Source organism: Nocardia sp. NPDC059691 (assembly GCF_042733915.1).
GTDB classification, from domain to species: Bacteria; Actinomycetota; Actinomycetes; order Mycobacteriales; family Mycobacteriaceae; genus Nocardia; species Nocardia sichangensis.
Map to the genome: position 1 here is coordinate 152,560 of NZ_JBHWFB010000007.1, position 20,796 is coordinate 173,355.

The window sequence follows — 20,796 nt, forward strand, 5'->3', positions numbered from 1 at the left end:
GAAACATGGACTGCCTGCGCTCAGACGATATCGCACCGGCCCGACGAGCGAGAGTCGAGAGTGATCTACGACACATTCACGGGGGTGTCGGCGCGGGCTGGCGCAAAGGTGTGCATGTCTGTCGCGAAAGGTACTGGCTGGTCGCTCTTTCCGTTCGGAATACTTCGATCCATGGCTTGCGCCGGTCGGAGGGCGCAGCCGAGGGGAGTCGACGTTGTTCGAAGGCAAGACAATACTCGTAACCGGTGCGGCAACCATCATCGGCACCGAAGTCGCTCGCGTCTTCGCCGATTATTCGGCGAATGTCGTACTGGGTGACCTGGATACGGACGGGGGAGAGAAGGCGGCCGCCGAGATCGGCGAGCGCGCTCTCTTCGTACCCGTCGACCTGCGCAGCGATTCGTCGGTCAGGTCGTTCGTCGCGGACGCGGCCGACGCGCACGGACGCATCGACGCGCTGGTCAACATCGCCTGCGTCTACGGTGACGACGGGCCTGGCGCAGATGCGCGGGCCGAGTGGCTCGAGGTGCTGAACACCAATGTCGTCGGTACGGCGATGTTGTGCGAAGAGGCCCGAAACCGACTGCGGGACACGGCGGGGTCCATCGTCAACTTCACCTCGCCCAGCGGGCGAGTAGCTCAGGCCGGGCGCGTTCGATACCCGGTCAGCAAGGCGGGGTTGTTGCAGCTGACCCGCAGTCTCGCATTGGAATACGCGGGCGACGGGATCCGGGTGAACAGTGTCTCGCCGGGCTGGACCTGGTCTCGCGTGATGAACGAGATCACCGAAGGGGACCGAGCCCGCACCGATGCGGTGGCCTCCCGGTTCCACATGCTGGGCAGGGCGGGAGACGCACGCGAGATCGGCGAAGTCGCGGCGTTTCTCGCCTCGTCCAAGGCCAGCTTCGTCACCGGAGCCGAATGGACCGTGGACGGCGGTTACTCGGCCCTCGGTCCCGAGCAGACCACTTCGGCGATCGAACTGCTCCAGCGTGAGCGGCCGCGACCGCACGCACCTTCTCTGGCTTAGGAGTTCCGCAATGACTGCAGCAACAATTTCGGCGACATCCCTGCTGACCGCGGTGCGTTCGCTGGTTCCCGATCTGGCGGCACGTCGCAGCGAGATCGATGCGCAGCGCAGGCTTCCCTCCGACATCGTCGAGCGGCTGCGTGAGATCGGTGTGTACCGCATGTGTTTCAGTGCGGAGATCGGTGGCCCCGGCCTGACGTCGCTGGAGCAATTCGAGGTCGTCGAGGCGCTGTCCTACGGGGACACCGCCACCGGCTGGTGCGCCATGATCGGCGCCGCGACCGGCATCTACGCCGGCTATCTCGACGAGCGGGCCGTCGCGGAGCTGATGCCGACCCAGGATCTGATCACCGCGGGACTGATCTTCCCGGCCGGCCGCGCCGAGCGGGTGGCGAACGGTTATCGCTTGACGGGACGTTGGAAGTTCGGCAGCGCCATCACGCACGCGGACCTGGTCATCGGCGGCGCTTTCGTGACGTCGGGCGGCCGCATGGAAGAGACCGCGGAGGGCGCGCCGGTCGTCCGGCTCTTCTTCATGCCCCGCGATCAGGTCGCCGTGTTCGACACCTGGGACACCACGGGCTTACGCGGCAGCGGCAGCAACGATTACGCGGTCGAGGGTCTCTTCGTCCCGGAGCACCATTCCTTCGCGTTCAGTGAACGGAAGAGCTGTCGCGGGAAGCTGTCCGAACCGGAGGCGCTGGCCCGCATCATGCCGGGTGTGCCGCTCGGCACGGCCCGTGCGGCCCTCGACTACGTTCGCGGCCTGGCGGACGGGAAGACGGTGAACGCGACCGGTCAGAAGTGGGCGGACAACTACCGCGCCCAGTACCTGCTCGGTGAGTGCGAGATGGAGTACATCGTCGCGCGCGGCGCTGTCGTCAACACGGTGGAGGAGCTGTGGAACGCGTTGGACCACAGGCGTTTCGCGGACTTGCCGACCGATCTCCGGATCGCGACCGCGTTGGCGAGGACCAACGCGTTCCGCGCCGCGCAGCGCATCCTCACCCGGCTGTGCGAACTCGTCGGCACCGATTCGATCTACCGGCCGAATCCGCTGGACATCTGGCTGCGTGACACGAACACGATGGCGCGGCACATCATCGCGCACGACCAGGTGATCCAGTCCACCGGCGCCTTCGTAATGGGCGGCAGGCCGGAATTCCCCTTCGTCGTGGGTCTGGGCTGATCGCGATGGAAGTCGACAATCGCAAACGACTGCCGTCCCTGACCGGACTGCGGTTCTTCGCGGCGTTCTCGGTGTTCGTATTCCATGTGATGCTGCCCGCCTCGCCGATACCGCCTTACAAACCGGTCAATCTGTTCTCCGACCCGGATATCGCCTACGACGCGGCATGGGTGGTCGGCAAGGCGGGTTTTCTCGGGGTGTCGTTCTTCTTCGTCTTGAGCGGCTTCGTGCTGACCTGGTCGTGGAAACCGGGATCGAGCAAATTGCAGTTCATTCGGCGGCGAGTGGTCAAGATATTTCCCAATCACTTGACGCTGTGGGTGGCCTCGATGGTGTTGTTCGCGGCGGCTATCACGCCGTGGAAGGCATGGCTGCCGAATTTATTCCTGATCCATGCCTGGTTCCCGCAGAATTACATCAACGCGGGGGTCAACACGCCGTCCTGGACATTGTCCTGTGAGCTCTTGTTCTATGTTCTTTTCCCGTTCCTGATACCGGTCGTACTGCGCATCGAGTCGAAATACCTGTGGTACTGCGCCGCCGCCATGGTGGCCGGCATCTGTGTGATCGTGCTGCTGACCGCATTCGTCATACCGAGTTCCGAGAAGTCGGAGCTCACACCGATACCCGTATTGCAGCTCTGGTTCGGCTATCTCTTTCCGCCGTCGCGTCTGTTCGAATTCTTCCTCGGCGTGTTCGTGGCCCGGATAGTGCAAGAGGGGCGCTGGATACGGGTGCCGCTCTGGGCGTCTCTCGCAGCGGTGGTCGCGGGATACGTGGTGGCGATGTACACGCCGTTCTACGTCGGCTTCGTCCTGGCGACCGCGGTGCCCCTCGCGCTGTTGATCGGGTCCGCCGCCCAGTCCGACCTCGACGGCGCCTCGCGGTTCCTGTCCAGCAGGCTCATGGTGCGGCTCGGTGAGATCTCCTTCGCCTTCTACATCTGTCAAGGCGTGACGCTGTTCTACGTCCGCCGCACGATGGACGCCGCCACCTTCAGCGCGCCGGTCGCGGTATCGCTGATCGTCGCGTTGTTCCTCCTGAATATTCTCGCCGCATGGTCTTTGTTCACCTTCGTGGAATCTCCCGCGATGCGCCGCTTCGCCCGGCCGAAACGCGTCGCGGTTGTCGCGGAAAAGGTGGCGAGTTAGGCGCTTCGGTTTACTGTCGGCAACAATCGAATTACCTGTTCGGCGGTGCGTGGCGATGCCATGCACCGCCGAATTGCCTTCCCTGCGGTGGAAAACAATATGGTTGCCGCCCTGTCCGGGCAGCGCTATCCTGGTGTTATAAACCACAGAACCGTTTAAAACATGGGGGGTGCTGGATCAATTGGGGTAGGTGATTCGGATCCGGCTGTGAGCATCGGGGCTCGCGGTTCTCGGGTATCGAATTAATTTCGGCACTGAATCCGTATCCCAGCACGACGTTCTGATCGCAAGCAGATGCCGACGGCTCGCTCCGCGCTGATCGCGGGAATTTTTCTGTGCCGTCCGGTTGCGTGCGCTCTTTTTGTGTGTCCGGAAGGTAGTGATGAGTACGACTGTCGACAACGGCTCCGAGCGACTCCAGGAGCTCGAGCGACCACAAGCCCACCCGAGACCCGACGACGACGTCGAGTCGGTTGCCACCCGGATCCTTCGCATGGTCTTCGCCCGTCGGCGCAGTGCCGAGGAGAAGTCGCTGTGCGATGTGGCTCCCTGTGCGGACTGCTTCGCGCCGCACCTGAGCAAAGTGATCCGATACATCGAGGCCGGCGTGCCGGTCCATTTCATCATCCCCGCGTTCCCGGCGAAGTCGCGCAACCGCCGCAAGACGCTGGGGCGGCTGCCCGACATGGCGGAAACTCTGGCGATCGAGTCCCTGCAGGGATTCTGTGACCAGATCTCGGCCGTCTACCGGCCGGGCGCCATCGTCACCATCTGCTCCGACGGCCACGTGTTCAGTGACACGCTTGGCATCCCGGACGTTCACGTGGACGACTACGGTGACGAACTCCGCCGCGTCATCCGCTCGACCGGCGGCGGCTCCGTCGGCCTGTACGGCCTGCGCGACGCCATGCCGGAGATGTCCTGGGACGAACGCAGGCGCCGCCTGCTCGCCGAGTACTCCGACGGCATCGACGCGCTGCGCGAGGCGATCCGGACGGAACCCGCGGCCCGGCGCATGTTCAACGGAATACACCGGTTCATGGTCGAGGACAACGCCGTGCTGTTGCCCGACTTGTCGGCCACGCAGCGGCGCAACCGATCGAAGGAGACCGCTTACGCGGTGGTGCAGCGCAGTCAGGCGTGGAGCCGTCTGATGGGAGAGATCTTCCCCGACGCGGTGCGGCTGTCGATCCATCCGCAGACGAATCACTCCGAGAAGATCGGCTTCCATCTGCTGCGGACCCAGGACAGCTGGCTGACTCCGTGGCACGGCGTGGTGCTCGACGACGGAACGAACTACTCGCTGGTCAAGCGGATGCACGCCGAGGAGATGGGTGCTCGTCTGGTATGGCGCAACAGTCGCCCCAGTCATTTCGTCCTCGGACGGACGCCAGAGATCGAAACACAGTGAACCTGAGGAGACACATGACGAAAAGCTTGAACGAGGTACTGCTCGAGGGGGAGCCGCTGCGGCCGTTCGGCCGCCTGGTGGAGTCCGGTTCGGAAGGACGAAGCCTCGCCGATGTGCCGGTCGAGGAACTGCTCGCGCTGGCGCTGGATGCGAAAGTGGTCGTACTCCGCGGATTCGGCCTGCTCGGCAAGCAGGAACTCGAAAACTATTGCCGGGCAGCGGGAGAGATCCTGCAATGGAACTTCGGGTCGATCCTGGATCTGGTGGTCCGGGACACTCCCGACAACTATCTGTTCGACAAAGGCGATGTCCCGTTCCACTGGGACGGCGCGTTCGCCGAGCAGGTGCCTCGATTCTTCCTCTTCCAATGTCTGCGCGGCGAGGGCGCGGGCGGCGAGACCGTGTTCTGCGACAGCGTCCAAACCTATCGGGACGCGCCGGAAGACCTGAAAGAACTGTGGGCCCGTACCTCGATCACGTACCGCACCGACAAACTCGCGCACTACGGCGGCCTGGCCGAATGGCCCTTGCTCGGCACCCATCCGGCCACCGGCGAGACGACGATCAGATACGCCGAGCCCCTGGATCCCGCGCGCTACGCCAATCCGCTGTTCTTGACCGTCGACGGCATCTCGGCCGAGGACGGCGTGCGCGTCATGGAGGACCTGCGCGAGCGGCTGCACGACGCCCGCTACTGCTACGCCCACGAGTGGCGGACCGGCGACATCGTCGTGGCCGAGAACCACGCTCTGCTGCACGGCCGGAACTCGTTCACCGGGTCGGTCTCGCGGCACCTCCAGCGCATCCAGATCATCTGAGACATCGGCCATCAGGGAGGAATATCAATGGCTAATTCAATCTCCGGACCAGCGGACGACTACGACGTCGTCATCATGGGTGGTGGGCCCGCCGGATCCACGCTCGCCGCGATGCTCTGCCGCGATACCGATCTGCGTGTGGCGGTGTTCGACCGCGAGGTGTTCCCGCGCGAGCACATCGGCGAATCGGGTGCGCACCCGCTGGTCCCCGTTCTGCAAGCCAGCGGCGCGCTCGAGAAGGTGCTGGCGAGCGAGTGCTGGATCCAGAAGTTCGGCGGAATCTACCAGTGGGACACCGAGCGGCCGTTCGTCGGCTTCTTCGAGCACTCGGACTATCTGGTCGACGGTGTGTACCGCTGGTCGGTGCACATCAACCGCGCCGAATTCGACACCGTGCTGCTCGAGCACGCCGAGTCCTGCGGCGCGCACGTCTTCCAGGGCGTGCGGGTGATGCGGTTCCTCGCCGACGCGGACCGGGCCACGGTCGTGCTGGAGGACGGAACCGAGGTCACGGCACGCTATTTCGTCGACGCTTCCGGCCGGGCGAATCAAGTGGCCGCCCGCGGGTCGCAGCGCGACAAGCAGTGGCTCTCGGACTACCGCAACGTAGCCGTGTGGTCGCACTACCGCAATTGCGTGCCCGCCCAGCGGGCGGCGGGGGACTGGAACGTGTTCCGTGCGGACGATCTGTCCCCGATCTACGCGGTGGCGTTCGAGCACGGATGGGTGTGGTACATCCCGACGCCCCGGCTGGTCGACGGCGTGCGGGAGACGGTGTGGTCGATCGGCGTCGTGACCAATCCGGAGTCGATCGCGCGGGTGGATCTGCGTGATCCGGACATTTTCCTGAAGACGATCAAGTCGATTCCGGTGCTCCAGGATCTGGTGGCGAACGCGGAGCCGATCCGTGACGAGATGCTGACGGCCACCAACTATTCCAGGGTCAGCGAATGCTTCGGCTCGTACGAGGATCGCTGGATGGCGGTGGGGGACGCGTCGTACTTCGTCGATCCGCTCTTCTCCTCCGGCATGTCCTTCGCCGTCACGCAAGCGTGGGCGGCCGCCTTGGTCTTGCGCAAGACGTTCGACCAGGAGTTGGACGAGCAGTCCAAACGAGATCTCTGGCGGGACTACGACGTCGAGTGGCGCGGGATGGCGGAGACCTGGGCGCTGAGTATCGACCAGTGGTACCACGAGATCTCTCGCTCGCATCCGGACAGCCCCTACTGGAGCGCGGAAGGCAGGCGAGTCGAAGCCGACAACGCGACGGAGGGAACCTTCCAGGCGTTGCTGAACACCGCGCTGGTGCCCGACCTGCTGAACATCATGACCAAGGGCACCCGAGATCCGCGCGATCTCGCCAACGAAGGACCGTACCTGCGGGCCTTCACCGCGGCCGACGCGGTCGAACTGGCGCAGGACCACATCGTGGCGCTGTCTCCGGACGCACGCATTCGCACCGGCGTGGCGGCGGACATCCCCGGCTTCAAGGGGATGTCGCCGCCGTTCGAGATTCCGCAGGTGGTTCGCGACGGACTGGCCGCCTACTGGCGGGACCCCATCGCCAACAGCGACGCGGCGCCGTCGCCGCTCGCCGACGCCGTTGCCTGCCATCGGATCTACTCCGCGGCCGACCCGGACATCGAGGTGCGGTGCCTGGAGCGCGACGGTGGCGAGCAACTGTGGGAGACGCTGAACCGTGGTCCCGCCCGGTGGTCGGAGCTGGCGCCACAGTTGACGGTGCTGCAAGGGCGAGCCCTGAAGCGCTTGATCCGAGCCGGGTTGGTGGTGACGGGACCGGACTCGCAGCAGCGGGTCGACTAGGTCGAGGACATGAGGTCATTGGCTGTTCTGGCCGTCGACGACGTGATTCCGTTCGATCTCTCGGTTCCGCTCGAAATCTTCGGGCGGGCCATGCAGGAAGACGGCACCGCGGCGTACGAGGTTCAGGTCTGCGGGGTGCAGTCGGACGTTCCGTCGAAGTTCTTCGACATCTCATGTCTCGGGGGAATCGACTATCTCGAGGACGAGGCCGAAACCATCGTCGTGCCGGGAGCGATGAGTTATCGGTCGCAGATACCGGATCGGTTGCGAAAGGCGTTGGTGCGCGCCCATGAGCGCGGTGCGAGGGTGGCATCGATCTGCTTGGGCGCGTTCACCCTCGCCTCGGTGGGGTTGCTCGACGGAAAACGCGCGACGACGCATTGGATGGCCGCTACCGAATTGTCGAGGAGCTATCCGCGCGTTCGAGTGGATCCCACGGTGCTCTACGTGGACAACGGGAGCATCCTGACTTCGGCCGGCGCCGCGGCCGGGTTGGATCTGTGCCTCCACATGGTGCGCACGGATTACGGGACCGCGGTGGCGGCGGATACCGCCAGGTTGTCGGTGATGCCGCTGACCCGCGACGGGGGACAAGCGCAATTCATCGTGGAACGTCCGCGCTCGGAGGCGGACAGCAAGTCCATCAACCCCACACTGGAGTGGGCGGAGATGATGCTCAGTGAGCAGATCACCGTGCTGGATCTCGCGGAACGAGCCGGAGTCAGCAAGCGCACGCTGATCCGGCGCTTCCACGAGCAGGTCCGGATGACGCCGAACGAGTGGCTCCAGACCGCCCGGGTGCGCAGGGCGCAGGTGTTGCTCGAGACGACCATTCTGACGATGGAGTGCATCACCGTTCGAACGGGATTTCCTTCGGTGGCCGCATTCCGGAAGGTCTTTCGCAAGACCGTGGGGGTGACGCCGCAGGAGTACCGGCGGGCCTTCCGCTGACCCGTCGCGCGGCTGTCCGCGTGACCCGTCGTCTCTCGCCGTGGATTCGCGTACCGGTCCGGATCCACGGCGAGAAGTCCCGGGCGCGAGACCTGCGGGTTCCATGGGGTCTGCCGAGGCGGGAGCCGCCGACACGAGAGTGTCGCTCTACTCCGTGTTTCCGCGGTGGCCGGAGTTTTGGTTCATAGTTGGTGCTTCGGTCCCCACGGCGAAGGAGATCATGGTGCCCACGGCGAATTTCGGTACGAAGGACGATCCTGGTTTCGAGCTGGCGCAGAGTCCCGATTTGATCGTGGTGCGCACGCACAGCGGTCGCGGGATCCGGCGGCAATCGGGGTCGGTGCGCACCCCGCTCGGCGCCGAACTCGACGACGCGACACTGGTGCAGGCCTACCCGGAGGCGGGGGTGGAGGTCTACCGGCTGCCCGCGGGATCGAGATCGGTGGAGCAGCGCAAGCCGGTGCTCGACGCCGCGCCGGAGGTGCGGTTCGCCGGGCACGTCCTGGTGGATCCGGGCACCGGGGAACCGGTGCTCTATACGGAGAACATCTTCGTGAAGTTCGTCGACCGCGTCGATCGGGAGCATTGTCTCGCTGTGCTCGCAGCTGCGAATCTTACTGTGAAGCAAGAGGTTTCGTACGCGAACAATGCGTACTTCACGGCGGCAACGGAGGGCACCGGCCAACAGGTGTTCGACATCGCCGCCGCGCTGCTGAATCGCGACGACGTCGAGTACTGCCATCCCGAGCTGATCCGCAGCCGCGCCAAGAAGACCATCTTTCCCCAGCAGTGGCATCTGAAGAAGACCACCATCGGCGGTGTCACGGTCGACGCGCATGCCGGAGTGGAAGCCGCCCACGCGATCACCCGAGGGGCCGGGGTGACGATCGCGATCATCGATGACGGCATCGACATCGACCATCCCGAATTCGCCGGTGCCGCCAAGATCGTCGCGCCACGGGACGTCACGGCGAAGACCGGCGATCCGCGCCCGAAGGACAGTTTCGGAACCGGCCCCGACAACGGTGACAATCACGGCACCGCGTGCGCGGGCGTGGCCTGCGCCAACGGCACGGCCGGAGCATCCGGAGTAGCGCCGGAAGCCCGGCTGATGCCGATCCGGCTCGCCTCCGGGCTCGGTTCGCAGGCCGAGGCGGACGCCTTTCAGTGGGCCGCCGACCACGGCGCGGACGTCATCTCGTGCAGCTGGGGCCCGGCCGACGGCGCATGGTTCCAGCCGGGCGATCCGGCGCACAACCGTGTCGTGGCGCTGCCTGCGAGCACCAGGCTGGCAATCGAGCACGCCGTCACCAGCGGACGCGGCGGCAAGGGCTGTGTGGTGCTGTTCGCGGCGGGCAACGGCAACGAGTCCGTGGACAACGACGGCTATGCCGGTTTCGCGAAGGTCATCGCCGTCGCGGCCTGCAACGACACAGGTAAGCGCAGCGTGTACAGCGATTTCGGCAAAGCGGTGTGGTGTGCGTTCCCCAGCAGCGACATCGGGCACCGCCCGTTCGGGCATCCCGCCCCGCTCACGCCCGGAATCTGGACGGTGGACCGGCACGGTGCCGACGGCTACAACCCCGGCACGACGGCGTCGGGCGACGCGGCGGGCGACTACACCAACGACTTCGGTGGTACGTCCAGCGCTTGCCCGGGAGCAGCCGGGACAGTCGCCCTGATGCTGTCGGTGAATCCCGGGCTGTCCTGGGACGAGGTGAAGAACCTGCTGAAAGGCGCCTGCGACAAGATCGATCCGCAGGGTGGCGGCTACGGGTCCGACGGCCACAGCGACAAGTACGGGTACGGCAGGATCAACGCCCTCGCCGCGGTGCGAGCGGCGCGGCCCGAGGGAGCCGAATCCGCCGCCGATGCGGTGCTCACCGTGGGAGGAGACTGAGGGGGTGACGGCGGAGGGCGTTCGGTTGATCGTGGTGGACGCCGCGAATGTCATCGGTTCACGACCCGACGGATGGTGGCGCGACCGCCCCGGTGCCGCTCGGCGACTGCTCGAGCGGATGACCGGACTGCCGGGACGTCTGGCGGAACGCACCGAGGTGATCGTGGTGCTCGAGGGAGCGGCGAAGACCGCGGTCGATGCGGCGGACCCGGAGGTCGGCGGCGTGCGGGTGGTGCGGGCTGACGGTTCGGGCGACGACGCCATCGTCGGTGTGGTGGCCGCGGCTCGTGCGCAGGACGGCCGCCGTCCGATCACCGTGGTGACGGCGGACCGGGGACTGCGTGACCGCGTGGCGGTTCACGGCGCGGATGCGGTCGGTCCACGCTGGTTGCTCGACCGCGTCGGCTCCTGACGCGGTCAGCGCCGGGCGGTAGGTCTCGCATTGATGACGCCCGGCGTTTCACCCATCTGTCCAGTCCGTTTTGCGGCAGTCTGAGCGGTATGACCGCCTCCGACGTCGTGGGGATGCCGTTGCTCTACCTGGTCGAGATCTCCGAGCCAGGTTACTTCAATCGGCCGTGGTGGAAGATCGCCAGCACCGGCGCGCCCGGTCAGGTTCGCGCGGCGCTCGCCGAACTGGCCGTGCGGGTCGAGCGGGACGTCCAGCGCGCCGGCGGCGCGGGTCGGTGCTGGTACCGCTACGACGTGCGGTGGTCCGACGGCGCGATGCTCGAGTGTTTCCAGGGCGCGATCCGATCGATACTGATACCAGGGGAGTTGCGCTGCCTGGCCGTCGCCCTGACCTCGGCGACGACCGTCGATTTGCGCTCCGCCGAGCGTCCGCCCTGCTGAGTCGGCACTGGTGACAGACGCGTAGAGCCCCGAAGGCTTCGGAGCTCTACCCCGTATCCGCGACTCAGTCCAGCAGAGCCGGTTGTTTGGCGTCCTGCTGTGCGGCACTCGCGTGTCCCGCCTCCGTGCGAGCCTCGGCTCGCATCGGGTCGGGTGCGGGGTTGATGTCGATTGTGCGGCGTAGTGGGCGGTTCGGCAGCAGCGCGTTGGTCGGCGGCCACTCCACGAACGTCACGATCCTCGGGCACCTGGTCGGCGCGGAGGACCTGGTGATCCACGACAGCCTCGCGCACGACAGCATCGTGCAGGGCTGCAAGCTGTCGGGCGCGACCCGCCGCCCGTTCCCGCACAACGACCACGCCGCCCTCGACGAACTGCTGACCGAGATCCGCGGCCGGTACCGGTGGGTGCTGATCCTGATCGAAGGCGTCTACAGCCAGGACGGCGACATTCCGGACCTGCCGGCTGAAGACGCTGAAACTGTCGAACGCGCTGCTGCGCCGCGGCGTCAACGTCAACCCGATCCTGTACCCGGCGGTGCCGGAGAATCTGGCGCGCCTGCGGTTCTTCGTCACCGCCTGCCACACCGAAGACCAGATCCGCGACACGATCGAGATTCTTGCCGAGGAACTCGCGTTGCTCGCCGACAGCTGACGCGCGACTCGGCTGTCGCCGGTCGCACGCGTACCGACGGTGGCCACCGGTCCGCGGCGACCGGAACGGCTGCGTCTGTACCGCGACGCGCACCGGACCGCTGTAGCATCAGCCGCGTGCCATTGCCGCAGCTCAATCGGTAACGGCGACTTTCCGCGGGTTGGATGGACGATGAGGGCCGGGCACGGCGTCGGGTGTTGTTCGAACGCCGTCGACGCAGTCGGCCAGGAGGGTCCACGGGCGCCGTACACGTGTGACTGCCAGGTGAAGGGTTCGAGCGGCGATTCGGTTCCCGCCGCGTGCGTCCGGTCGACTCCTGATCCGAGGGCGCACGCCGAGCCGATCGATGCCGGCTACCGCGGTGGACGAGGCCGCCTGCCTCGCCGCCGACCGTAGCGCTCGCATCGGAGGTAGGGCACAGCCATGATTCGCTCGATCGTGCGAACCGCGACCGCTCTGACGGTCGCCGCCGGTACGTGGTTCGCGGGTGCTCCGGCGCCCGTGGTCGCGTCGCCGCCGCTGGATGTGGTGGTGACCGGCGGCGCGATCTCCGGCCGCGCCGTCGACGGGATCACCGAATACTTCGGCATCCCGTTCGCCGCGCCCACCGGTGGCGAAGCGCGATTCGCGCCGCCGCGCCCCGTGTCGCCGTGGCCCGGCGTGCGCCCTGCGCGCGACCACGGGCCGCAGTGTCCGCAGACGGGATACCTGCCCGGCATACCGTCGCTCGCGCCTACCGGCGAAGATTGCCTGACCATCGATGTCTACGCGCCGGACGGCGACCGCGACCGCGCGCGGCCGATCATGGTGTTCTTCCATGGTGGCGGATATCTCGACGGCTCCAACACCGAATACGACGGTCCCACCCGGATGGCCGCGGATGGCGACGTCGTCGTGGCCATCCCCAACTACCGCCTCGGACCGTTCGGCTTCCTGGCACTGCCCGAACTCGCGGCCGAATCCGGCGGCGCCACCGGTACGGTCGCCATCCAGGATCAGCAAGCCGCGCTGCGCTGGTTGCGCGACAACGCCCACGTCTTCGGCGGCGATCCGGACAACATCACGATCTTCGGGGAGTCGGCCGGCGCCGTCAGTGTCTGCACCCACTTCGCCGCACCCGGCTCCGACGCCCTGTTCGCCAAGGCGATCATCCAGAGCGGTCCCTGTGCCCAAGCGCCCCTGGCACCGAGCGATCGTGCCGACGCTTTCGCGCGCTCGCAGCGCTATGCGGACAGCGTCGGATGCGGCGACGCGGCGACCCGGCTGGCCTGCCTGCGCGCACTGCCCGTATCGAGACTCCTGGACTCGCCGATCGCCCGATCCGAGGGGGAGAATCCCATTTGGTTTCCCGCCATCGACGGCGTCGTCATCACTCGGACACTCGACGAGGGCCTGGTGGGGGATCCGAGGAAAGCGCCGATCCTCATCGGGACCACCACCGCGGAAGGTGCGTTGATCGTCGCCGAAACCGACTATGCCCGCGGCCACATCCCGGACGCGGCGAGCTACGAGCGTTTCGTGCGCCGGTCCTTCGGCGCCGACGCGGACCGCGTCCTGGCCCGATATCCGCTGGACCGATTCCCGTCACCGGCAGCAGCCCAGGTCGCGGTGATCACCGACAGCGAGCTCGCCTGTCCCACCATGTCCACCAGCCGAACGGCGCGCGATGCCGGACATCCACTGTGGCAGTACGAATTCGATCAGGCGCCGCTCGGTGCCGCCAATCCGGTTCTGCCCGGCGCCTTTCACTCCGCCGAGCTCTACTATCTGTTGACCAGATTCATGGGCGTGCCGATTCCTTGGACCGGCGCGTCCGCCGCTTTCGCCGCGCAGATGCAGCGATGGTGGACCACCTTCGCCCACACCGGTGACCCGAACGCGCCGGGTTCCCCCGAATGGCAGCCCTGGCCTGCGTCGACGGGAAACGGCCCCGATGGATCCGCTCTGCTCATGCGGGCGACCGGCAGCGTGATGACGGACGATTTCGCCGCCAGGCACGACTGCGCGTTCTGGGCGGAAATCGACCGCTGATCCATCGCCCAAAGTCCGTGATGGACTGTGCTTTTCGTTGTTCTCCGGTTCTTGATCTTGCCGTGCCGCGTCGTGCTGGGTTATGGTCGTCGCCATGACTGCCGGGTCGGCGACACGCCGCACACAGAACGGTTACCCGGCCGCGCTGTGATCATCAGGCGGGCCAGGGGCCCGCCGCCTTCTTCGCGAATCCCATGTCACTACAGGGACGCCGGAAGGAGGTGAAACACATGTCCCATTCGGAATCACCGCAGCGCGGATGGCCGGACTTCGTCGCCGCACACGCTCGGGGCGGAGTGCTGGAGGCCACTGTCGTGCAGATCGCGCCGTTCGGCGCGTTCCTGGAGGTCGCTCCAGGAATTCACGGATTGCTGCACCGCACCGAGTGGTCCACCGAACCGCAGGTCGGTGCCACTCTGACGGTGCGCATCCTCGATATCGATACCGAGAGGCAGCGGGTCGCTCTGGCGCACGCTGAATAAGGCTCGGCACGGGCGTGCCGGGGCAGACTCCACCTGCCCCGGCACGACCCCAAGACTATCCCGGCCATGGCGACGGGCTCGCGGCGAATCGTCCGGCCGGCCATGCTTCGCCGGGAATAAGATGATGTTGTCACCGCGTGCGGTGTGCGGTCGAAGTCCGCTTCGATCGCCGGGATCAGGTGAGACGCTGCAGGTAGGAGCATACTTACGCGATGAACGAATCGGGCGACTCAACCGTGGACACGGCCGAAGGCACCATAGCCCGGGTAGTCGGTGCGGGGATCCCGCAAGCCACGGGAAGCTTCCGGTTCTGGTTCGCCGACCAGCACTGGGAGTGGTCGGACGAGGTCGCCGCGATGCACGGCTACGGACCCGACGCGGTGACGCCGACGACCGAGTTGCTGCTCGCGCACAAGCACCCCGAGGACCGGGATCACGTCGCGGAGGCGATCGAGAAGTCGGTGCGCAACGCCCAACCGTTCTGCAGCCGTCATCGCATCATCGACACCGCGGGTGTGCCGCACCATGTGCTCGTACTGGGCGACACCATGACCGACAAGAACGGCACCGTGGTCGGCACCGCGGGCTACTACGTCGACCTGACGGCCACCATCGCCGAGGACCGCCAGGATCTGCTCGACGACACGCTGCCGCGACTCGTCGAAGCGCGCGCGCTGATCGAGCAGGCCAAAGGCGTGCTGATGCGGGTCTACCGGATCAACGCCGACCAGGCATTTCACGTGTTGCAGTGGCGCTCGCAGGAGACCAACGTCAAGCTGCGCGACCTCGCCGCCCAGCTAATCGCCGAAATCGACCGGCTGCCCCCGGCTCCGCCCGGGGTGCAGACCGCCTTCGACCACATGCTGCTCACCTTGCACGAGCGCATCCCGAAGTCGTAGGGAGCGGTCCTAGTGGTCGCGCAGCACGGCGCCGACCCCGTCGTGCAGGGCTGCCACGGCGTCGACAAGGACGATCTCGGCCCCGATCGCCAGAGCGGCCACCGGCAGCGCCTCGTCGGCGCGGCGCATCTCACCGGCCGAGCCGTTCGTGGCCGGGCCGATCAGGGGGTTCGGGGCGGACCCGGCCAGCACCAATCGGTCGCCAAGCGCCCCGCGATCGAGCAGTAGCCGCTCCACGGTGGCGGCGCGCAGCACGCTGGTGGTCGCGGCCAGTCCGGCCACCGCCAAGCCGTCCGGGCGCTCGATCTCGGCGGCGAAGCGCTCGAGGACCCGGCGGCGCCGCCGCGCCGCCACCCGGTGCAGAATCTCGCGGACCTCGGCGTCGAGCGCATCGGGGTCCGAACCCGGTGTCAGCGTGCCGGTTTCGGCGTCGATGACGTCCCTGCCCTTCGCATCGAACACCGCCCGAAGTTCCGCACGTGCCAAGGCTTCCCCGGCGAGCACGACGACCTCCGCGCGCACGGTATCGGCGAGCCGGTCCAGCTCGCCCGCGAACTCGCGGACGTCGCGTCGCGCCGTGTCCTCGATCCGCTGCCGGATCGTGCGGTGCGACCAGTCGTCGCGCCGAGGCTCGAGCACCGGATGGCCGGCGCTGCGGAGGGTGTGCCTCGTTTCGCTGCCGTGGCCGTCGAGTCCGTACAACTCCGAGCCCACTCGGCCCACGAGGGCGACGACATGCGGTACTTTCTCCGCCTGCGCCTCGATCAGCGGCAGCAGGTAGGGCAGGGGCGACACCCGGACGGTCTCGATGTCGGGCGGGCTCGGTAGACGTTCGTCGGCGAGCACCTCGGTCTCGTCGGCGATGAGCAGCCTGCCGCATCGCCCCCGCGCAGGTGGGTGCAGTTCGATCGCCTGGGCGAGCAGCCTGCGGATGCGCGGCCGGGCTCCGCTGCGGTCCAGTTCGGCGTCGATCGAACGCCAGCGCAGTTCGGTGCCGCGCGCCGCGTCCTCGGTGTCGTGGGAACTGTCGAAGCAGACCGATACGAAGGGCCCGTGCTTATGGATTATGCGGCGGAGGTCGGCCATCGGTATCACCTGGGCATCCCTGGCCGCGAAGGTCCGTGCCGGTGGTCGTCGGAAACCATCGGCGACCACTCGGTCCGTGCCGCTCGGCGCCAGGTGACTTCCTCGTGTGTGCCGACGGCTTCGGTTCGGTGCACCACAATCGGCGGGTACCCGGGCGTGTCGAGCCGAATCAGCGAACGCAGGTGCTCGGGCGCGGCGCGTTCGTGTGGGAGCGCGCTGCCACACGAGTTGTAGCCGAGGAATTTACGAAGCCTTCCGGGCTTCGTGGTCGGGTGTGACGATGCGGGGAAAGCTCCGCGGCTCCGACCGGAGCAACCGCCGCCGCTACCGCGCCGCGTTCCGGAGTCGCGTACACGCGGCCGAGGCCGATCACTGTCAGCGCGGCGGCCGTGGGTGAAGGCGACGAGTTGGCCGCGTGTGTTTCACCACCCGGTGCTTTTTCGGTTTCGTGTAAGAAACCCGGTCGAACCCGCTATTTCCACTGTTCAGCGCCGAAAAATGTAAACAAGCGACCGCTTGGTGTCCAGATCGTAAACCGAAAAGAGCGGTTTGTTTCACGTCGGCTGTGGTAAATGTGGGGTGTATCGGATCGACAGCGCGGTCATCCGATAAAAGGGGCGAGGAACCCGCGCTGCTCGACGTTCAGCCGATTCGACGCGCTCTGTCGCGAAACTACCGGCGCGCACGGACACGAGGGCTCTCCGCAAGTATGTGTACGGCTACGTGCACCAGCGCAGAGGAACGTCATCGTGATCGAGAAACCCGAAGCGCCCGTCGCGGACGACGAAGAACGAGATCGGATCGTATGGCCCGACCCGAGCCCGCTGAGCAGTTGGTGGGCCGAAGTCATGGCGCATCGCCGGATCACCCGGCCACACGCCTCGGCCGCCGACCCGCGGCACAACTGACGAGCCGCGGGCTCGTCGGTTTCGCCGCGACGTGCAGAAGGCCGGCCGCCGCGGGCCGGCCCTCGGCGCGTAATTGCGGGCAGTGAGTTGTTCTGCGACTTCGCCCGAATGTGTGCAAGTGTTTTCCGCGGCATAGCCGAAAGCGCCGCGCGCACAGGGCGATGAGGAATGTCGTTCGTTGCGTGAACAGTGGGCCGGGAGCGAGTTCACCGAAAACCCCGCGCGTTTACATGACATTCACATTTCGCGGAGTTCGAAATCGAAGACTCGCTCCGAGTTCGGCTCGACTTGCGAGGATGTAGCGACTCGTCCCATCCATGACCGCCCCGCGAATTCCGGGGCAGGTCCGGCCTGCGTTCTGCGTGGTCGTCACGCCGTTTCCGCCGCCGCGCGGGTGGCGTTTGTGGCCAAGTGCCGTAATGGGTTTGCGGCGGGGGGATCGCCAGCGACGATCCGCGGTGTCGTCCCTATCCGCTCGGCGGCGGCTGGCCGGCCTCGACGCGCGCCCGCTCGGGTGTCGCGCTGAGCGGCTCGGCCAAATCCTCCAGCGACCGCCCTTCCGCACGCACCCCATAGGCCAGTTCCACCAGACCGGCCGCGAACATGGCGAGCGCGCCGATGGTGAACGCCAGGGCCGTCTTCCCCGGCTCGCCGTCCGCGGTCAGCCCGGCGAACACCAACGGTCCCGCGACGCCGCCCGCGACGGTACCGATCGCGTAGAAGAAGGCGATGGCCATGGCGCGGGTCTCCATCGGGAAGATCTCGCTGACGGTCAGATACGCCGCGCTGGCGCCGCACGACGCGACGAACAGCACCGCGGTCCAGCAGGCGGTGAGCGTGGTCGCGTTCAGGTGGCCCGCCGCGAAAAGCCATGCCGTGCCCAGCAGCAGCACGGCCGAGCCGAGGTAGCTGCCCGCGATCATGGGCTTGCGCCCGATCGTGTCGAAGAACTTGCCCAACAGCAACGGGCCGAGGAAGTTGCCGAAGCAGAGGACCGCGAAGTAATAGCCGACCCGGTCGTCCGGAATGCCGAACGATCTGGACAGGATGAGCGCGTAGTTGAACGTGACGGCGTTGTAGAGGAACGCCTGCCCGATGAACAGCGACAACCCGAGCACGCTGCGCCGCGGATAGTGCCGCACCATCACCGCCGCGATCTCCCGGAAGGAGATGCTGCGCCGCTGCCGAATCCGGATCCGGTGATCGGAGACGTCGGCGAGCGAGGCGCCCGTGTCGTCCCGGACGCGCGCCTCGATCGCGGTGACCGAGCGTTCCGCGTCGTCTTCGTGACCGTGGATGAACTGCCAGCGCGGACTTTCCGGCACATGTCTGCGCACCAGCAGGATGATCAGGCCGAACACGGCGCCGAGCGCGAAGGTCAAGCGCCAGCCCACATTCGGCGGGAACAGATTCGTGTTCAATGCGACGATGGACAGCAACGCGCCGCCGACCGCGCCGAGCCAATAGGTGCCGTTGATGACGATGTCGATGCGTCCGCGGTACTGCTTGGGGATCAGCTCGTCGATCGCGGAGTTGATCGCCGCGTATTCGCCGCCGATGCCGAAGCCGGTGAGGAAGCGGAACAAGACGAACCACCACATCGAGAACGACAACGCCGTCATGGCGGTCGCGAAGAGGTAGATCGCGAGCGTGATCAGGAACAGCTTCTTGCGGCCGAACCTGTCGGTCAGCCAACCGAAGAAGAGAGCGCCCGAGCCCGCGCCCGCGACGTACATCGCCGCCGCGACGCCGGAAACCTGTGCGGCCGTGATGGTCAGGCCGCTGCCCGGTTCCGAAAGCCGCGCGGCCACGCTGCCGACGACGGTCACTTCGAGACCGTCGAGGATCCAGACGGACCCGAGCCCGATCACGATCATCCAATGCCACCGAGACCAGGGCAGACGATCCAGCCTGGCCGGTATGTCGGTCGATATGGTCCGCACGGATCACCACCTTCGCAAGCCTGCGGATCGGATACCCCGAGCCCGAGCGGCCAACCGCGCGGGTGCGTTAGGCTCGAACACGAGTGAAACGTGTTCTAGAAAGTGGCCTGTCGATGAAGACCATCTTTGCGCTGTGGGGCGTCGGTGACCTGCTCGCGGCGGACTTCGCGCCGCTCCTGACCGGGGCCGCCGCGGCGCAGGCGAACATCTCCGACGCGGCGGTCGAGACGGCGATGCTGCGCATCACGTCGTTCGACGCGCCGGTGCGAGCCGTCGTCAGCGTCTGGTGGGCGGACGTGCCGCAGGCGGAGGCGGCCGCGCGGGTGCTGAGCACCGTGGCCGAGCGGGTGGAAGGCTGGCATGTCGAGGAGGTGACGCCGATTCCCCCGCCGGTCACCGCGGTGCTCGAGCGTGCGCCGGGCCTGTCGAACTTCGCCTTCTTGCGTAAACCGGACGACCTGTCGCATGCCGAGTGGCTGGATCGCTGGCGCAACCAGCACACCGCCGTCGCCATCGAGACCCAGGCGACCTTCGGCTACGTGCAGAACGTCGTGACCGGGCCCGCGACGGCCGGTGCGCCGGACATCGCCGGGATCGTGGAGGAGCTCTTCCCGCTCGCGGCGCTCACCGATCCGCACGCCTTCTACGGCAGCGGCGGTGACGGAGCGGAGCTGGCGCGCCGCATCGATCGGCTGATGGCCAGCGTCGCGACCTTCGGCGGTGACCGGAACTTGGATGTCGTGCCCACCAGCCGATATCGGCTGCGCTGAGGGTTCAGCGGCCGGAGCGCCCCGCCGATTCGCGCAGCGCGACGCGTGCGGCGCGCACGGCCGGATGGTCGCCCGTGCCGCGCCGGTAGGCGAGGTGCGTGCGCCGTCGCATCGGCAGCGCGCCGAGGATGACGCCCGGCGGGCAATCCCGCGTACCGAATTCCGGGACCAGCGCGACACCCTGACCCGCGGCCACGAGCGCGAGGACCGTGCCGAAGTCGTCGGCGTGATGCCGGATCCTGGGCGTGAAGCCCGCCGCCTCGCAGGCACGCATCGTCATGGTGTGGCACATTGTGCCGGGAGTGCTTGCGATCCAAGCGCTTTCGCGATGCGCGGCGAGCGGTTCGGCGGTGCGCGCGGCGAGATGGACGATCTCCTCGAACAACGGCTCGCTGTGCAACGCGGGATCGGCGGGGACCGGAGCGTAGTCGTACTCCTGGATCAGCGCGACGTCCAGCGTCTCGGCGCGCAGCGCGTCGGGCGCCAGCGCCGGGTCCAGTTCGGTCACACGCAATTCCAGCCGGGGATGCGCGCTGCTCAGCGCGACGAGCGCGGGGGAAAGGATGGTCCGCACCGCGGTCGGAAACGCGCCGATGCGCAAGGTTCCGGTGAGTTCGGTGCGGATCGTGGCCAGTTCGGCGGTGGCCTGCTCGAGCACCGCGAGTATCCGCTCGGTGTGCCCGACGAGCGCCACGGCCGCCGGGGTCAGCGTCACCCGCCTGCCCGTCCGCGTCAACAGTGGCACGCCCGCTTCCCGTTCCAGTGCGGCGAGTTGCTGGGAGACCGCCGAAGGGGTGTAAGCGAGGGCCTCCGCGACCGCCGCGATGGTCTCGCGGTGCGACAGTTCCCGCAGTAGGCGGAGTTTGCGGACGTCGAGCATAAGTTCAGCTTATGGTC

Annotated in this window: 19 protein-coding genes and 1 pseudogene; 16 read left to right on the plus strand and 4 right to left on the minus strand. The window is 67.0% G+C overall.

Going from position 1 to position 20,796, the window contains the following annotated elements; genetic code table 11:
* Positions 1 to 214: 214 nt before the first annotated feature.
* The 10 genes from ACFV2O_RS17460 (at position 215) to ACFV2O_RS17505 (ending at position 11,126) form a co-directional block, all read left to right on the plus strand.
* On the plus strand, positions 215 to 1,030 hold the full coding sequence (locus ACFV2O_RS17460; protein ID WP_379252677.1) for an SDR family oxidoreductase: 816 nt from the start codon (positions 215 to 217) through the stop codon (positions 1,028 to 1,030).
* Positions 993 to 2,219, plus strand: coding sequence for an acyl-CoA dehydrogenase family protein (locus tag ACFV2O_RS17465; protein WP_379252678.1), 1,227 nt, complete (start codon positions 993 to 995; stop codon positions 2,217 to 2,219). The genes ACFV2O_RS17460 and ACFV2O_RS17465 overlap by 38 nt, the downstream gene beginning before the upstream one ends.
* A 5-nt stretch (positions 2,220 to 2,224) precedes the next feature.
* Positions 2,225 to 3,370 carry an acyltransferase family protein gene (locus ACFV2O_RS17470; protein WP_379252679.1) on the plus strand — a complete coding sequence of 382 codons (1,146 nt, stop codon included), beginning with the start codon at positions 2,225 to 2,227 and terminating at the stop codon, positions 3,368 to 3,370.
* A 382-nt stretch (positions 3,371 to 3,752) separates the two neighbouring features.
* Positions 3,753 to 4,781 carry an L-tyrosine/L-tryptophan isonitrile synthase family protein gene (locus tag ACFV2O_RS17475; protein ID WP_379252680.1) on the plus strand — a complete coding sequence of 343 codons (1,029 nt, stop codon included), beginning with the start codon at positions 3,753 to 3,755 and terminating at the stop codon, positions 4,779 to 4,781.
* 14 nt (positions 4,782 to 4,795) lie between these two features.
* Positions 4,796 to 5,599, plus strand: a complete 804-nt coding sequence (locus ACFV2O_RS17480; protein WP_379252681.1) for a TauD/TfdA dioxygenase family protein — start codon at positions 4,796 to 4,798, stop codon at positions 5,597 to 5,599.
* A gap of 27 nt (positions 5,600 to 5,626) precedes the next feature.
* Complete coding sequence (locus ACFV2O_RS17485; protein WP_379252682.1) at positions 5,627 to 7,423, plus strand: NAD(P)/FAD-dependent oxidoreductase; 1,797 nt, start codon at positions 5,627 to 5,629, stop codon at positions 7,421 to 7,423.
* 9 nt (positions 7,424 to 7,432) lie between these two features.
* Positions 7,433 to 8,374: a helix-turn-helix domain-containing protein gene (locus tag ACFV2O_RS17490; RefSeq protein ID WP_355076609.1), complete on the plus strand. Its 942-nt coding sequence runs from the start codon at positions 7,433 to 7,435 to the stop codon at positions 8,372 to 8,374.
* Positions 8,375 to 8,597: 223 nt separating this feature from the next.
* Positions 8,598 to 10,274 carry a S8 family serine peptidase gene (locus ACFV2O_RS17495; protein ID WP_379252683.1) on the plus strand — a complete coding sequence of 559 codons (1,677 nt, stop codon included), beginning with the start codon at positions 8,598 to 8,600 and terminating at the stop codon, positions 10,272 to 10,274.
* On the plus strand, positions 10,246 to 10,686 hold the full coding sequence (locus ACFV2O_RS17500) for a hypothetical protein (protein WP_379252684.1): 441 nt from the start codon (positions 10,246 to 10,248) through the stop codon (positions 10,684 to 10,686). Before ACFV2O_RS17495 ends, ACFV2O_RS17500 begins: the two co-directional genes overlap by 29 nt.
* 89 nt (positions 10,687 to 10,775) lie before the next feature.
* On the plus strand, positions 10,776 to 11,126 hold the full coding sequence (locus ACFV2O_RS17505) for a hypothetical protein (RefSeq protein WP_355076603.1): 351 nt from the start codon (positions 10,776 to 10,778) through the stop codon (positions 11,124 to 11,126).
* Positions 11,127 to 11,190: 64 nt separating this feature from the next.
* On the opposite strand, the gene ACFV2O_RS17510 is transcribed toward ACFV2O_RS17505, so the two are convergent.
* Positions 11,191 to 11,361, minus strand: coding sequence for a hypothetical protein (locus tag ACFV2O_RS17510; RefSeq protein ID WP_379252859.1), 171 nt, complete (start codon positions 11,359 to 11,361; stop codon positions 11,191 to 11,193).
* Here ACFV2O_RS17510 and ACFV2O_RS17515 point away from each other — a divergent pair.
* The 4 genes and pseudogenes from ACFV2O_RS17515 to ACFV2O_RS17530 all read left to right on the plus strand — a co-directional run.
* Positions 11,333 to 11,593 (plus strand): annotated as a pseudogene (locus ACFV2O_RS17515) (aminotransferase class I/II-fold pyridoxal phosphate-dependent enzyme); the annotation flags it as partial. The gene ACFV2O_RS17510 and the pseudogene ACFV2O_RS17515 overlap by 29 nt on opposite strands.
* A gap of 625 nt (positions 11,594 to 12,218) precedes the next feature.
* Positions 12,219 to 13,811, plus strand: coding sequence for a carboxylesterase/lipase family protein (locus tag ACFV2O_RS17520; RefSeq protein ID WP_379252685.1), 1,593 nt, complete (start codon positions 12,219 to 12,221; stop codon positions 13,809 to 13,811).
* 230 nt (positions 13,812 to 14,041) lie between these two features.
* Positions 14,042 to 14,293: a S1 RNA-binding domain-containing protein gene (locus ACFV2O_RS17525; protein ID WP_355076594.1), complete on the plus strand. Its 252-nt coding sequence runs from the start codon at positions 14,042 to 14,044 to the stop codon at positions 14,291 to 14,293.
* A gap of 212 nt (positions 14,294 to 14,505) precedes the next feature.
* The gene (locus ACFV2O_RS17530; RefSeq protein WP_379252686.1) at positions 14,506 to 15,192 is read left to right on the plus strand and encodes a PAS and ANTAR domain-containing protein; all 687 of its coding nucleotides are present in this window, start codon (positions 14,506 to 14,508) and stop codon (positions 15,190 to 15,192) included.
* 9 nt (positions 15,193 to 15,201) lie between these two features.
* Here the strand turns inward: ACFV2O_RS17530 and ACFV2O_RS17535 are convergent, their stop codons facing one another.
* Positions 15,202 to 16,278 (minus strand): hypothetical protein, encoded by a 1,077-nt coding sequence (locus tag ACFV2O_RS17535; protein WP_379252687.1) that lies wholly within the window; start codon positions 16,276 to 16,278, stop codon positions 15,202 to 15,204.
* A gap of 749 nt (positions 16,279 to 17,027) precedes the next feature.
* Between ACFV2O_RS17535 and ACFV2O_RS17540 the strand changes: the two genes are divergently transcribed.
* A complete protein-coding gene (locus tag ACFV2O_RS17540) occupies positions 17,028 to 17,186 on the plus strand; it encodes a hypothetical protein (protein ID WP_355076589.1) in 159 nt (52 codons plus the stop codon).
* Positions 17,187 to 17,653: 467 nt separating this feature from the next.
* Here ACFV2O_RS17540 and ACFV2O_RS17545 read toward each other — a convergent pair whose 3' ends face one another.
* Positions 17,654 to 19,129 carry an MFS transporter gene (locus ACFV2O_RS17545; protein WP_379252688.1) on the minus strand — a complete coding sequence of 492 codons (1,476 nt, stop codon included), beginning with the start codon at positions 19,127 to 19,129 and terminating at the stop codon, positions 17,654 to 17,656.
* Positions 19,130 to 19,242: 113 nt separating this feature from the next.
* Here ACFV2O_RS17545 and ACFV2O_RS17550 point away from each other — a divergent pair, with 113 nt between their 5' ends.
* Complete coding sequence (locus ACFV2O_RS17550; RefSeq protein WP_379252689.1) at positions 19,243 to 19,899, plus strand: EthD domain-containing protein; 657 nt, start codon at positions 19,243 to 19,245, stop codon at positions 19,897 to 19,899.
* A 4-nt stretch (positions 19,900 to 19,903) separates the two neighbouring features.
* Here ACFV2O_RS17550 and ACFV2O_RS17555 read toward each other — a convergent pair whose 3' ends face one another.
* Entirely contained in the window at positions 19,904 to 20,779 is an 876-nt protein-coding gene (locus ACFV2O_RS17555) for a LysR family transcriptional regulator (protein ID WP_379252690.1), read from the minus strand.
* Between the last annotated feature and the right edge of the window lie 17 nt (positions 20,780 to 20,796).

Bases quoted from the DNA above. Each gene is read 5' to 3' on its own strand.
- ACFV2O_RS17480 (WP_379252681.1), top strand. From the start codon at position 4,796: ATGACGAAAAGCTTGAACGAGGTACTGCTCGAGGGGGAGCCGCTGCGG.
- ACFV2O_RS17555 (WP_379252690.1), bottom strand. From the start codon at position 20,779: ATGCTCGACGTCCGCAAACTCCGCCTACTGCGGGAACTGTCGCACCGC.
- ACFV2O_RS17470 (WP_379252679.1), top strand. From the start codon at position 2,225: ATGGAAGTCGACAATCGCAAACGACTGCCGTCCCTGACCGGACTGCGG.
- ACFV2O_RS17490 (WP_355076609.1), top strand. From the start codon at position 7,433: ATGAGGTCATTGGCTGTTCTGGCCGTCGACGACGTGATTCCGTTCGAT.
- ACFV2O_RS17475 (WP_379252680.1), top strand. From the start codon at position 3,753: ATGAGTACGACTGTCGACAACGGCTCCGAGCGACTCCAGGAGCTCGAG.
- ACFV2O_RS17550 (WP_379252689.1), top strand. From the start codon at position 19,243: ATGAAGACCATCTTTGCGCTGTGGGGCGTCGGTGACCTGCTCGCGGCG.
- ACFV2O_RS17525 (WP_355076594.1), top strand. From the start codon at position 14,042: ATGTCCCATTCGGAATCACCGCAGCGCGGATGGCCGGACTTCGTCGCC.
- ACFV2O_RS17485 (WP_379252682.1), top strand. From the start codon at position 5,627: ATGGCTAATTCAATCTCCGGACCAGCGGACGACTACGACGTCGTCATC.
- ACFV2O_RS17500 (WP_379252684.1), top strand. From the start codon at position 10,246: ATGCGGTGCTCACCGTGGGAGGAGACTGAGGGGGTGACGGCGGAGGGC.
- ACFV2O_RS17530 (WP_379252686.1), top strand. From the start codon at position 14,506: ATGAACGAATCGGGCGACTCAACCGTGGACACGGCCGAAGGCACCATA.
- ACFV2O_RS17505 (WP_355076603.1), top strand. From the start codon at position 10,776: ATGACCGCCTCCGACGTCGTGGGGATGCCGTTGCTCTACCTGGTCGAG.
- ACFV2O_RS17535 (WP_379252687.1), bottom strand. From the start codon at position 16,278: ATGGCCGACCTCCGCCGCATAATCCATAAGCACGGGCCCTTCGTATCG.